The organism is Lactobacillus sp. RTP31084st1_F9_RTP31084_210423 (assembly GCF_040919545.1).
Taxonomy (GTDB): Bacteria; Bacillota; Bacilli; order Lactobacillales; family Lactobacillaceae; genus Lactobacillus; species Lactobacillus paragasseri.
Genome location: NZ_JBCOVH010000001.1, coordinates 1 through 12,730, shown reverse-complemented (window position 1 = coordinate 12,730; position 12,730 = coordinate 1). Strand labels below are relative to the sequence as shown.

The window sequence follows — 12,730 nt, the reverse complement described above, 5'->3', positions numbered from 1 at the left end:
AATCAAGCATTGAGTTAACACTCAGTGCTTTTTTAGTACAATTGAAAGGATGTGATGCCCTCTTGCGAAAACTAAAAGATTACAAGCCAACTAGGTTCATGGCCAAGGACTCTACTTATAACAAAGACGCAGCTGATTTTGCAGTTTCATTTATCGAATGCCTATGCCATACCAAGGGAACCTGGGCGGGTAAGCCTTTTGACCTCATTGACTGGCAGGAAAAAATTATTCGCGACATTTTTGGCATCTTAAAACCTGATGGGTATCGTCAATTCAATACTGCTTACGTCGAAATTCCAAAAAAGCAAGGCAAATCAGAACTGGCGGCGGCTGTTGCTCTACTGCTTTGCTGCGCTGATGGTGAAGAACGTGCAGAAGTTTATGGTTGTGCTGCTGATCGCCAGCAGGCCGCCATTGTTTTTGACGTCGCCGCTGATATGGTGCGGATGAACCCAGCCTTAAAAAAGCGTTGTAAGATCCTCGCTTCCCAAAAACGGCTGATCTACGAGCCAACTAATAGTTTTTATCAAGTCCTATCTGCTGATGCTTATTCCAAGCACGGTTTCAACGTGTCAGGAGTAATTTTTGATGAATTACACACTCAACCCAATCGTAAACTCTACGACGTCATGACTAAGGGTTCCGGCGATGCTCGAACGCAGCCGCTCTACTTTTTAATCACGACTGCCGGTAATGATGAACACTCTATCTGTTACCAGGTTCATCAAAAAGCAATCGACATCATGAAGGGCCGTAAACATGACCCCCGTTTTTATCCGGTTATTTACGGTGCCGGGCGTGATGAAGATTGGTCGAGTCCTGAAGTTTGGAAGAAAGCTAATCCCTCCCTGGGTATTACCGTCAAGATGGAGAAGGTTAAGGATGCTTATAATTCAGCTAAGGAGAATCCGGCTGAAGAGAACACCTTCCGACAACTACGGTTAAATCAGTGGGTGAAGCAAGATGTTCGATGGATGCCGATGGACAAATGGGATGCTTGTGCCTTTCCTGTTGATCCCGATGAATTACGTGGCCGCGATTGCTATGGTGGTCTTGACCTGTCATCAACTACTGATATTACGGCTTTTGTACTGGTGTTTCCTCCTAGAGATGATTCAGAAGGTTACACCCTGCTACCTTACTTCTGGATTCCCGAGGATAACGTTGATTTGCGGGTTCGCCGTGATCATGTCCCCTACGATATTTGGAAGCAGCAGGGATATCTACAAACCACGGAAGGTAATGTCGTCCACTATGGCTTCATTGAACACTTTATTGATGATCTGGGAAAGAAATATCACATTCGTGAAATTGCCTTCGATCGGTGGGGAGCTGTCGAAATGGTTCAAAATCTTGAAGGTATGGGATTCACCGTGGTCCCATTTGGCCAGGGATTTAAGGACATGACGCCTCCAACTAAAGAACTAATGCGATTAACTCTGGAAAAGAAGATCGCTCATGGCGGTCATCCGGTCTTGCGTTGGATGATGGATAATATCTATATCCGCACTGACCCAGCTGGGAATATTAAACCTGACAAAGCTAAGTCAACTGAAAAAATTGATGGTGTAGTGGCCACCATTATGGGACTGGATCGTGCTATCCGAAATGAGGATAATGGTGACTCTGTTTATGATGGTCGAGGTCTATTAATGTTGTAATTACGAAAAACTGAAAGGAGTTGATGCCATGAGTCTATTTAATAAATTGTTCCATACTAATAAAGCTTCACCCCAAAATACCCTATCCAGCACCATGTCATTTTTCTTCGGCAGTTCGATGGCTGGCCAAAATGTGACCGAACGCACCGCAATGCAGAATACAGTAGTTTATGCTTGTGTGCGAGTCTTGGCTGAAGGATTAGCTGAACTGCCACTCCGCATTTATCAATACACCAACGATGGTGGTAAACAGCGAGCAATTAACCACCCGCTTTATTTTTTGCTTCATGATGCGCCAAATCCAGAAATGACCAGTTTTATCTTTCGTGAAACCATGATGAACCATTTATTGCTGTGGGGTAACGCCTATGCACAAATCATTCGAAACGGTCAAGGCGAGATCACTGGGCTCTATCCTTTGATGCCTGATCGAATGGACGTTAACCGTGCTGCCAACGGTGAAATCTACTACACCTATACTCGCAACTACGATGATTACCAGGCAAAAAATAAATCGAAGCAAGTAATTCTCTTGTCCGATGAAGTCCTTCATATCGCAGGGTTAGGATTTGATGGCTTGATCGGCTACAGCCCTATTGCTATGGCTAAGAATGCGATTGGATTATCCATGGCTGCCGAACAATATGGAGCCACTTTCTTCAAAAATGATGCCACGCCTGGTGGTGTTCTCGAGCACCCTAATGTAGTTAAAGACCCTGAACGGCTTCGGAAAAGTTGGCAGTCACAATTTTCGGGATCTAATAATCACAGCATTGCTGTCTTGGAAGAAGGAATGACTTTTCACCAGCTTTCCATTCCACCCGACCAAGCGCAATTTCTTGATACTCGAAAATTCCAACTCGACGAAATTGCCAGAATTTTTCGTGTACCACCGCATATGGTTGGTGACCTAGATCGTTCGACTTTCTCAAATATCGAGCAACAATCACTAGAATTTGTAAAGTACACCCTGAACCCTTGGTGTATTCGCTGGGAACAAGCTATGAATCAACAGCTACTGTCCGCTGATGATCAACGAAAATATTTCGTTAAGTTCAACGTTGATGGCCTTCTGCGCGGTGACTACGAAAGTCGCATGAACGGCTATGCCATTGGGCGCCAAAATGGCTGGTTGTCCGCAAACGATATTCGGGAACTTGAAGATCTAAACCGCATCCCTACTAATGAAGGCGGTGACGAATACTTGGTAAATGGCAATATGCTGCCACTTAACCAAGCCGGTAATTTCTATAACACGCAAACAACCAAAGAAAGTGAGGAACCAAAAGAATGAAACGTTTCTGGAACTGGAAACAAAATGGTGATCAGCGGCAACTAGCTATCTCTGGGGTAATTGCTCCTGATAGCTGGGTGCATGACGATGTTTCACCACAGGTATTCCAAGACGAACTTAATGAAAGTCAGGATCCAATCGATCTCTGGCTGAACTCCCCTGGTGGTGATTGTACCGCTGCCAGTCAAATTTATACCATGCTGATGAATTACCCGAATGAAGTCAATGTCAAAATCTCAGGTATTGCGGCATCTGCTGCTTCGGTAATTGCGATGGCTGGAACTACTGTTTCAATGGCTCCTGCGGCTATGCTAATGATCCACAATCCACTGACTATTGTCGGCGGTCAAGAAAGAGATCTCGACCACGCTGCGCAAATGCTAGCTGAAACCAAGGAGTCGATCATCAATGCCTATGAGCTGAAAACCAACCTGCCCCGTGAAAAGATTTCAACAATGATGGATAACGAAACTTGGATGAACGTCAATAAAGCTATCGAATTAGGCTTTGCTGATGCCATGCTGGGTGACAATAAGAATGTCACAGATTGTTACTCGTATTCCGATAAGCAATCTGACCTGGTGTTATTGAATAAACTCAAGCCTAAAGCAAAATCTACTATTTCTGTAAAGTCGCTGCAAAAGCGGCTTTCTTTGTTATCACACTAATTTAGGAGGAACTTACCAATGAACAAGATTACTGAATTACAAGAAAAGCGTGCCCGTATTTGGAAGCAAGCAAAGTATTTCCTGGACACTAAACAAAAAGAAGTTGATGTACTTTCTGCTGAGGACAACGCTACCTACGAAAAGATGGAACAAGACGTCGTCAACTTGGGTAAGGAAATCGATCGGCTCCATAAGCAAGCCCAAATTGAAGCAGAACTCAATCAGCCCACAACTAAAGCCCTTACTAATACCCCGACTGCTGGAGAATTACCAAAGGGTCAGGATGCTTATGCGCAGAACTTTTGGCAAATGATGCGTGGTCATGCGGTCGTTGATGCACTAAAAGAAGGTACGGATCCAGATGGTGGCTTCCTAGTGCCAAATGAGTTTGAAAATCAACTGATTCAAAAGCTTCAAGAAGCCAACGTCCTGCGAACCATCAGCCATGTCATTCAAACCAATAGCGGTGAACATAAGATTCCGGTTGTCGCGAGCGAAGGAACAGCTGCTTGGCTCGAGGAAGAAGCAGCCTACACAGAATCTAATACTCAATTTAGTCAAGTATCCCTCAGTGCTCACAAATTGGGGACTCTGATCAAGGTATCGGAAGAACTACTGAATGACTCCGCCTTCGACTTGATGTCCTATTTATCTGATGAATTTGGTCGTCGACTTGGTAATGCTGAAGAACAAGCCTTCCTAACGGGTACCGGCACTGGCCAACCAACTGGTATCTTAACCGACACTAATGGTGCGTCTGCGGGATCCACAGCTGCTAAGGCCGATACATTGACTTTTGATGATTTGATCGAACTTTTCTATTCCTTAAGAGCACCATACCGTCAAAATGCTGTTTTCTTAATGAATGATGATACCGTGAAAACCATTCGCAAAATGAAGGATAACAATGGTCAATATATCTGGCAGCCTTCTGTTCAAGCTGGCCAACCAGATCGAATCCTCAATTGCCCAGTTTATACTAGTCCGTTCATGCCATCCATGGCCGCATCTAATAAACCAGTGCTCTTTGGTGATTTCAATTACTATTGGATTGCTGATCGTCAAGGTCGAACCTTTAAACGACTTAATGAACTTTATGCTGTAACTGGTCAAGTCGGTTTCTTGGGCTCGCAACGAGTAGATGGCAAAGTCATCCTCCCAGAAGCCATTAAAACTCTTGCCATGGCTGCTAAGTAGAAAGGACTGATGAAATGTGGCTGCTATTACTTTGGCCGAAGCAAAAGCCTACCTAAGAGTTGATAACACTGTTGAAGATGACCTCATCACAAAGTTGATTGGATCGGCGACTGCTACCGTCGAAAATGTCCTTCGTCAGCCTCTATCAGCATTTGATTCTCTCCCTGATGATATTCATACCGCGATTCTCTATACCGTAGCTTACCTTTACGAATATCGGGAAACGGCTGATTTTGATGCCATGATCAAGTTTCTTCGGGCTATCTTGTCCCCTTACCGGAAGGAGGAATTTTAATGCAACAGCAAAATAAACGGGTCAGTAAGATTGCTGATATTGGTGAACTAGATCGCCGCATTACGCTGATGAAAAAGAAATATGTCGGCGAAAATCCTAATACCGGAATGTCGATGTACAAGGATGTTCGCTTAGGCGATGTGTGGGCAAAAGTTTCTGCCCTACACGGTCAGGAATACTACACAGCGGTCACGGTGAAATTGGAAAAACAACTGTCATTCATCATCCGATACCGTGATGATGTTGACGAAGAAACCAACATTTGGTTTGAAGGTCGTGGCTACAATATTGGCTTTATTGATGACGTTAAGTACAACCATGAGTATCTGGAAATTAAGGCTGAATATTCGAGAGGAGTTGATGATCCGAATGAAGACAACTAGTTTAACAGTAATTAATTCATGCTTTGGTGCAATTGGGGCTTTCCTCGGCTGGTTCTTAGGCGGACTGGATGGTTTTCTATATGTTCTACTCATTTTCATGGTAGTGGACTATATCACCGGAGTACTTTGTGCCATTAACGAACATAAACTCTCCAGTGAAATTGGCTTTCGTGGGCTTACGCGCAAAGTGCTAATTCTATTATTGGTCGGTATTGCACATTGCCTTGATATTTACCTATTAAAGAATGGTTCAGCGATCCGTACTGCTACAATTTTCTTCTATATCTCTAATGAGGGCATTTCATTACTAGAAAATACCAGTCGCTTAGGTCTACCTGTGCCCGATAAGTTAAAGAGTGTCCTCCAACAATTACATGATAAGGATGGTGATCATCAATGATTTCTGGAATTGATGTTTCTGAATGGCAAGGCCATGTGGATTTCAATGCAGTCAAAGCAAGTGGTGTTAAATTCGTTCTAATCCGAGCTGGTTATGGTCGGTCAGCAAGCCAAGAAGACCGTTACTTTGCAGAACATTATACCCAAGCCAAAGCAGCTGGTTTACAAGTGGGTGCCTACTGGTATTCCTATGCCGTTTCTCCCGCTGATGCAGCCAATGAAGCCCGGGCCTGTTTAACCGTCCTTGGTAATCGTCATTTTGATTTTCCAATCTACTTTGACTTAGAAGAAAAGTGGCAGTTTGCCAATGGTCGTAACTTCTGTGATAGCTTAGTGAAAAGCTTTTGTAGTGTTTTGGAACAAAACGGTTGCTATGCCGGACTGTATATTTCGCGATCACCACTGCAAAATTACATTTCACCTTCCGTCGCTCAACGCTATGCCGTCTGGGTGGCTGAATATGGTCCGTGTTGTAACTACAATGGTAATTACGGAATCTGGCAACATTCCTCTACTGGTTCTGTTCCAGGTGTCAATGGCAACTGTGATCTAGATTATGCCTACATTGACTACGCAGCTGTCATTAACAAAAAGCAGCCAGTTACCAGGAAGAACCCTGATGAGCTAGCTATTGAAGTCTTAAATGGTCAATGGGGTAATGGTACCGATCGTCAACAGCTCTTAACCGCTGCTGGTTATGACTATGCGGTGGTCCAAGAAAAGGTTAACCGTCTCTTGAACCGTAAGTCAGTTGACCAAATTGCACGCGAAGTTATCCGAGGATCCTGGGGAAATGGTAATGAACGAATCAACCGCTTGAAGCAAGCCGGCTATGACCCCACCCAAATTCAAAAACGAGTTAATCAATTATTGTAACTTTTGCCTGTGGACTCCGGTCTGCAGGCTTTTTTCTTTTACCATGGTTTACTTTTCTGCTTGTTCTGGCTTATCAGTGGAGGTAATTAAATATGGTAAAGAAAGTACAACCAGTAACCCATCAACCACTAATAACAACAAATAAGAATATTAGTTCCGAGCAATTATTGAACGATTTACACTATCAACAATCCAAACAGATTATTCAAAGTCTGCTCAACAAGGGGTTAATCTCGACCACTGAATTTGAAGACATTGATACCTTAAATAAACAAACATTTCCGTCATTATTGGGGCCCGGAAGCGTTGATACATCAAAGTTCTAGAGCTAACATACCACACTGACGAAAGGAGGGTTACCATGTCGACCATTACTAAAATTCAAAGCTACCAACGTGATGTTAAACAACTCCGGGTGGCAGCCTACTGTCGGGTTTCAACGGACAACATTGAACAGTTGGAAAGTCTTGAAAATCAACGTATTCATTACCAAGAATACATCAGTAATCATTCAGACTGGCAATTAGCTAAGGTCTATTACGATGAAGGAATCTCAGGCACCCAACTAACGAAGCGTGATGCTTTAAAAGAACTACTGGCAGACTGTCATAATCACCGAATTGACCTCGTGGTTACAAAGTCAGTCAGCCGCTTATCACGGAATACTACCGACTGTTTACAAATAGTTCGAGAACTGCAGCAGTTGAACATTCCAATTATCTTTGAAAAGGAACACATTAATACTGGAGCAATGGCTAGCGAATTATTTCTATCGATTCTCAGCAGTATCGCTCAGGATGAATCTCATTCCACTGCAGGAAATTTACGCTGGGCAATTAGGCAACGTTTCGCTAGTGGCAAATTTCGAGTATCTTCAGCCCCCTACGGATATTCAATTGAAGATGGCAACTTAGTCATCAATCGGGCTGAAGCCAGGATTGTGCGAGAAATCTTTCAACAATTTTCAAAGGGAATGTCAGCTAGTCAAATTGCTAAAGGATTGAGTCATAAACACATACCAACAAAGCGTGGTGGACAATGGCGAAGTAACACCGTGATTAACATCTTACGAAACATTAATTACACCGGTGATATGCTCTGTCAAAAGACTTATCGTGATGATCAATATCACCGTCATTTTAACCAAGGTGAACTCACCCAGTACTTAATTGAGGACCATCATCCTAGTTTGGTTAACCACGAAACTTTTAACCGGATTCAAGCTTTGCTTAAAGATGCGGCTCAAAAACGCCATATCGAAACTGATAGCCATAAGTATCAACATCACTACCTATTTTCTGGAAAAATCATCTGTGGTAATTGTGGAACTACTTTTAAACGGCAAACACGCCCAAATAAAATCTGCTGGGCTTGTCAAAGGCATCTAAAATCGGCTAAACAATGCCCAATTAAGGCAGTTCCCGAAGCAAGTCTAGAAGTGGCTTTCTGTAATATGATGAATAAACTCGTTTACAGCAGGAAGTTCTTATTACAACCACTGTTAGAAAACTTGCAAGTGCAGGTTAACAGTGACACCCACGGTCGACTAAATTCTTTAACCGAACGGATCAAAGCAAATAACCATAAAGCTGAAACGTTAACCGAACTGATGCAATCAGGACTGATAGATAAGTCTATCTACGTAAACCAAACGGCTCAGCTCGAACAGGATACCTACCAGTGCCGTGAAAAGGCCAAGGAGCTCCACAGTAGAAATACTGATTCGGCTAACAGTTTTGAAGATGTACGATCCTTACTACATTGGTGCCAACAAGATCAAGAACTATCAGGATTTGATAAAACTCCGTTTCAGGATTTTGTTCAACAGATTGTAGTACATAGTTCAATCGTAGTTTTTAAGCTAAAATGCGGGCTGAAGTTAACAGAGAAGTTAACCAAGGCTGTCACTATTAACAACCACTTCTATCGCAATATCATCAGGCAGCGTTTCAACGAGCCCATCAAGCAAGCCGAATATTTATACAGCATTATCGAAAGTGAAGGTGATTTAATTGGGTAAAGTACGCATTATTCCTGCCCATCAGCAAAAAGGAAACAGTGTCCATCATCAACGTAGTCCGCAACCTTTTGAAAAGCTCCGGGTAGCTGCTTATTGCCGTGTTTCAACCGACTATGATGAGCAGGCTAGCTCCTACGAAACTCAGGTAGCTCACTACAAAGAGCTAATTCAAAAGGAACCCACCTGGGAATTTGCAGGTATCTATGCTGATGATGGAATCTCCGGAACCAACACCAAGAAACGGGAACAATTCAATAAAATGATTGCAGCCTGTAAAGCCGGTAAAATAGACTTAATTGTCACCAAGTCAATTAGCCGATTTGCTCGAAATACTATTGATTGCCTGAAGTATATCAGAGACTTAAAAGCCATCAATGTTGCAATCTTCTTTGAAAAAGAAAATATCAATACCATGGATGCCAAAGGTGAAGTTCTGATTACCATCATGGCTTCCCTTGCTCAACAAGAAAGTGAATCCTTATCGCAAAACGTCAAAATGGGGATTCAATACCGTTACCAACAAGGTAAAGTGTTTGTCAATCATAATCACTTCCTCGGTTACACCAAAGATGCTCAGGGAAATCTAGTAATTGAACCAGAGGAAGCCAAGGTCATTAAACGGATCTTCTATAGCTACCTAAACGGAATGACTATGAAACAAATCGCCGATTCGCTCAAAGCTGATGGTATCTTGACCGGTGGCAAAACAAAAAATTGGCGCTCTAGCAGCGTGGCCAAAATCCTAAAGAATGAAAAATACATGGGTGATGCCCTTTTACAGAAGACTTACACCGTTGATTTTCTTAATAAAAAACGGGTGAAGAATGAAGGCATCATGCCACAATACTACGTGGAGAATGATCACCCGGCGATTATTCCCAAGTCTGTTTTCATGCAAGTACAGCAGATCATTAAACAACGACGTAACGGAATCACCACTAAAAACGGTAAGCATAGACGTCTGAACGGCAAATATTGCTTCTCTCAAAAATTATTCTGTGGTAAATGCGGTGATATTCTCCAACGGAACATGTGGTATCGACCAGAAAAAGTAGCAGTCTGGCGCTGCGCCAGTCGGATAAGGAGAAGTAAAATTGGTCGCCGCTGCATGATTCGTAATGTTAAAGAACCCCTTCTAAAAGAAGCCACTGTTGAAGCTTTCAATCAGTTAATCGAAGGCCACGAGTTAGCCAGTAAACAGATAAAAGCAAACATCATGAAAGTCATCAAAAGCTCCAAAGGACCAACACTTGACCAGCTCGATAAGCAACTAGAAGAAGTGCAGATGAAATTAATTCAAGCTGCTAACCAGCATCAAGACTGCGACGCACTAACCCAGCAAATCATGGACCTGCGGAAGCAAAAAGAAAAAGTCCAAAGTCGTGAAACTGATCAACAAGCCAAACTACACAACCTTGATGAAATCAACAAATTAGTCGAATTGCACAAGTATGGCTTAGTTGACTTTGATGAACAATTGGTTCGTCGTTTAGTAGAAAAAATCACCATCTTCCAACGCTACATGGAATTCACGTTCAAAGATGGTGAAGTAATTAGAGTTAATATGTGAAATTTATGGTGTACGGCACTCAGCTATTTTGGCTGGGTGCTGTTTTTTAGTTTATTAATTTTGGCAGATTGAATTAAATTATCTTGAATCAGTCGCCAAGTGTTTCTGGAAATTAGTGTGCGCGTAACCATGAACGCATCAGCTAATTCACTAGCAGTGGCTTGTCCGTGTTGTTCCAGATAGATTAATTTTCCCACTCACGCATTGAGAAACCAGTTGTGGTCAGCCCTTGCATTAACATCTGGTATGCTTGTTTCTGAATAGCCTGTAGGGTTGCTAAGCTCTCAAACAGGATCTTAGTTTGCCGATGATTTAGCATATAATATCATCCTATTCTTTGCGCTGCCGCTTAGTCATTCCAAAGAGCCCTAACAAACTACTCATGGCTAATAGTAATAAGCCACTCAGCGTCATGTGTTGTTGATCAGTTTCACCAGTTTGAGGCAACCGTTGATCCACAAAATTAGTAGCCGCTGCTTGACCAGCCTGAACCGGCTTTGTTGGCGTCGCTGGTTGACTTGGGTTAACTGGTTTTGCTGGCGTCGCTGGTTGACTTGGGTTAACTGGTTTTGCTGGCGTCGTTGGTTGAATTGGATTAACTGGTTTTGTTGGCGCATCCTTGGTATAAACCACCGTGAAATCAAGATCACTGGAGTCACCACTCACAGTTTGTGCCCCAATTTCAGCTTGATCTGGCGTATAACCCTTAATAACTGGGCTAGTCACTGCCGCAAAGCTTTGATCAGCTGACCAAGACCCATAGGTCTTTTCACCTGTCACCGCATCAGTTGAAACTTGACGCGTAAATTCAACCGGCTTGGCCACATAATCATCATGAGCTGTCGTACCATCTTTGTAGACGTAATGGATAGTTTCATTAATCGTCTTGCTTTCAGTTGTAATAGTTGGCGCATTCTTGGCATAAACCACCGTGAAGTCAAGATCGCTAGAATTAGTGTAGACAGTTTGAACTGCAACGCTTGTCAAATCAGAGTTTGGGGCATCATTACTGATTACCTTATAGCCATCAACTTCTGGATTAACTACATCTGCGAAATCGGTACTGTCTCCTTTTGTCCATCCAGCTTCTGTTGGCACACCATTATCATCCAACGTTGCAGTCTTTGCTTTAGTTGAGTAATACGTTGTTGTTGTGTTATCAACTGGATTAGTTACTGACACAAATGTAATTGGATCTGCCGTATATCCTATTGCTACTTCTTTACCATCTTGGTCAATATACTTAATGGTTTCACTAACTGTTTTGCTTGTTTGTGTGTACGCTGGTGCATAGACATAAATAACCGTCCCATTATCTCCAGCTTTTGTTAGAGTACCCGTCGCTGGCAAACTTTTTGCTCCAGTGGCAGTACCATCATCCATTCTTACAAACTTATAATTGGGAATTTCTAATTGTCCTGTAGTATAAGTACCATTAACATTAGCGCCATTTGGATAAGTAACCTCACCTTGAGCAATTTGATTACCTTTTGTATCAACATACTTAACATTAACTGTCGCTGCTTGCTTAAAATCAAAACTCATTATTTCAAATTGCTGTAAATTCTTAGCACCACCAGTTGATGCACTGACAATCATTGCCATTGCTTGATTAGAATTCGAGACAGTCGTAGTCCAAGTTAATATCTTACCGCTTGTTTGGGTATACTTGATTGTTAATGTTCTTGTATCTCCATCATAATCAACTGTAAAATCATGAAATTGGCCGTTTACGTCAGACTTACTTAACGCTTGGGAAGTTCCATCAACATCTTTAGCCCACCATCTTTATCAGACTGTGGAGCTTGATAACCATTTGACCATGTATCAAGCTTGAATCCCAGAGCATTTTGCAAGCCACCAATACCCAAGTTGCCACCAGCATTACCAATATCTGTGGTATTACCGTTATGAAAAGCAAAGCCAATACCGTCAGCTCCATTAGGATTGGATCCTAAATTAACCTTACCAGTTAAAGTAAAACTAGTATTCATATCAATTTTACTCTTGAGAGAGAAATTTCCAACTTTATTATATTCATCTGGTGTAATAGTCACAATACCAGTATTTTGATCATAAGTGGCTGATCCGTTTAATGAAAAGTAAGCAAGAAAATTATCCTTAGTAACATGTGTTAGAACTTCTTTATCAGTCGCCAAAGCCTTACTTGTACGTAATTGTTGCAATAATGTGTTGTAAGATATCTTAGTTACAGTTTGGCGTGTTTTAGCACTAGTCGTTTCAGCCTTCACTGCACTGCTACTACTTGCACTAGTCGTTTCAGCCTTCACTGCACTGCTACTACTTGCACTAGTCGTTTCGGCCTTTGCTGCACTGCTACTACTTGCACTAGTCGTTTCGGCCTTT

12 protein-coding genes and 3 pseudogenes are annotated in these 12,730 nt (G+C 42.4%); 11 read left to right on the top strand and 4 right to left on the bottom strand.

Annotated features, from left to right (window positions below):
• The first annotated feature begins 62 nt into the window (after nt 1-62).
• The 11 genes from AB5359_RS00075 (at nt 63) to AB5359_RS00025 (ending at nt 10,363) form a co-directional block, all read left to right on the top strand.
• A complete protein-coding gene (locus tag AB5359_RS00075; RefSeq protein ID WP_040458871.1) occupies nt 63-1,661 on the top strand; it encodes a terminase large subunit in 1,599 nt (532 codons plus the stop codon).
• Nucleotides 1,662-1,689: 28 nt separating this feature from the next.
• The gene (locus tag AB5359_RS00070) at nt 1,690-2,955 is read left to right on the top strand and encodes a phage portal protein (protein ID WP_186433499.1); all 1,266 of its coding nucleotides are present in this window, start codon (nt 1,690-1,692) and stop codon (nt 2,953-2,955) included.
• Complete coding sequence (locus AB5359_RS00065; protein WP_003671987.1) at nt 2,952-3,623, top strand: head maturation protease, ClpP-related; 672 nt, start codon at nt 2,952-2,954, stop codon at nt 3,621-3,623. Before AB5359_RS00070 ends, AB5359_RS00065 begins: the two co-directional genes overlap by 4 nt.
• An 18-nt stretch (nt 3,624-3,641) precedes the next feature.
• Complete coding sequence (locus AB5359_RS00060; RefSeq protein WP_007124174.1) at nt 3,642-4,820, top strand: phage major capsid protein; 1,179 nt, start codon at nt 3,642-3,644, stop codon at nt 4,818-4,820.
• 16 nt (nt 4,821-4,836) lie between these two features.
• Nucleotides 4,837-5,115 carry a head-tail connector protein gene (locus AB5359_RS00055; RefSeq protein WP_007124173.1) on the top strand — a complete coding sequence of 93 codons (279 nt, stop codon included), beginning with the start codon at nt 4,837-4,839 and terminating at the stop codon, nt 5,113-5,115.
• On the top strand, nt 5,115-5,498 hold the full coding sequence (locus AB5359_RS00050; protein ID WP_003671993.1) for a phage head closure protein: 384 nt from the start codon (nt 5,115-5,117) through the stop codon (nt 5,496-5,498). Before AB5359_RS00055 ends, AB5359_RS00050 begins: the two co-directional genes overlap by 1 nt.
• Complete coding sequence (locus tag AB5359_RS00045; RefSeq protein WP_003671994.1) at nt 5,485-5,898, top strand: holin family protein; 414 nt, start codon at nt 5,485-5,487, stop codon at nt 5,896-5,898. Before AB5359_RS00050 ends, AB5359_RS00045 begins: the two co-directional genes overlap by 14 nt.
• On the top strand, nt 5,895-6,773 hold the full coding sequence (locus AB5359_RS00040; RefSeq protein ID WP_007124172.1) for a GH25 family lysozyme: 879 nt from the start codon (nt 5,895-5,897) through the stop codon (nt 6,771-6,773). The genes AB5359_RS00045 and AB5359_RS00040 overlap by 4 nt, the downstream gene beginning before the upstream one ends.
• 92 nt (nt 6,774-6,865) lie before the next feature.
• Complete coding sequence (locus AB5359_RS00035) at nt 6,866-7,099, top strand: SHOCT domain-containing protein (RefSeq protein WP_007124171.1); 234 nt, start codon at nt 6,866-6,868, stop codon at nt 7,097-7,099.
• Between the two features lie 35 nt (nt 7,100-7,134).
• Entirely contained in the window at nt 7,135-8,793 is a 1,659-nt protein-coding gene (locus tag AB5359_RS00030; protein WP_007124170.1) for a recombinase family protein, read from the top strand.
• Nucleotides 8,786-10,363: a recombinase family protein gene (locus AB5359_RS00025; RefSeq protein ID WP_007124169.1), complete on the top strand. Its 1,578-nt coding sequence runs from the start codon at nt 8,786-8,788 to the stop codon at nt 10,361-10,363. The genes AB5359_RS00030 and AB5359_RS00025 overlap by 8 nt, the downstream gene beginning before the upstream one ends.
• Before the next feature lie 65 nt (nt 10,364-10,428).
• On the opposite strand, the pseudogene AB5359_RS00020 reads toward AB5359_RS00025, so the two are convergent.
• From AB5359_RS00020 to AB5359_RS00005, 4 genes and pseudogenes are all read right to left on the bottom strand, one after another.
• Nucleotides 10,429-10,682, bottom strand: a pseudogene (locus AB5359_RS00020) (MarR family transcriptional regulator); the annotation flags it as partial.
• Between the two features lie 11 nt (nt 10,683-10,693).
• The gene (locus tag AB5359_RS00015) at nt 10,694-11,962 is read right to left on the bottom strand and encodes a MucBP domain-containing protein (protein ID WP_368279985.1); all 1,269 of its coding nucleotides are present in this window, start codon (nt 11,960-11,962) and stop codon (nt 10,694-10,696) included.
• A pseudogene (locus tag AB5359_RS00010) lies at nt 11,960-12,040 on the bottom strand (hypothetical protein); the annotation flags it as partial. The gene AB5359_RS00015 and the pseudogene AB5359_RS00010, both read right to left, overlap by 3 nt.
• 68 nt (nt 12,041-12,108) lie before the next feature.
• Nucleotides 12,109-12,730 (bottom strand): annotated as a pseudogene (locus AB5359_RS00005) (adhesin); the annotation flags it as partial.

Bases quoted from the DNA above. Each gene is read 5' to 3' on its own strand.
- AB5359_RS00015 (WP_368279985.1), bottom strand. From the start codon at position 11,962: ATGATTGTCAGTGCATCAACTGGTGGTGCTAAGAATTTACAGCAATTT.
- AB5359_RS00040 (WP_007124172.1), top strand. From the start codon at position 5,895: ATGATTTCTGGAATTGATGTTTCTGAATGGCAAGGCCATGTGGATTTC.
- AB5359_RS00050 (WP_003671993.1), top strand. From the start codon at position 5,115: ATGCAACAGCAAAATAAACGGGTCAGTAAGATTGCTGATATTGGTGAA.
- AB5359_RS00065 (WP_003671987.1), top strand. From the start codon at position 2,952: ATGAAACGTTTCTGGAACTGGAAACAAAATGGTGATCAGCGGCAACTA.
- AB5359_RS00045 (WP_003671994.1), top strand. From the start codon at position 5,485: ATGAAGACAACTAGTTTAACAGTAATTAATTCATGCTTTGGTGCAATT.
- AB5359_RS00035 (WP_007124171.1), top strand. From the start codon at position 6,866: ATGGTAAAGAAAGTACAACCAGTAACCCATCAACCACTAATAACAACA.
- AB5359_RS00030 (WP_007124170.1), top strand. From the start codon at position 7,135: ATGTCGACCATTACTAAAATTCAAAGCTACCAACGTGATGTTAAACAA.
- AB5359_RS00060 (WP_007124174.1), top strand. From the start codon at position 3,642: ATGAACAAGATTACTGAATTACAAGAAAAGCGTGCCCGTATTTGGAAG.
- AB5359_RS00070 (WP_186433499.1), top strand. From the start codon at position 1,690: ATGAGTCTATTTAATAAATTGTTCCATACTAATAAAGCTTCACCCCAA.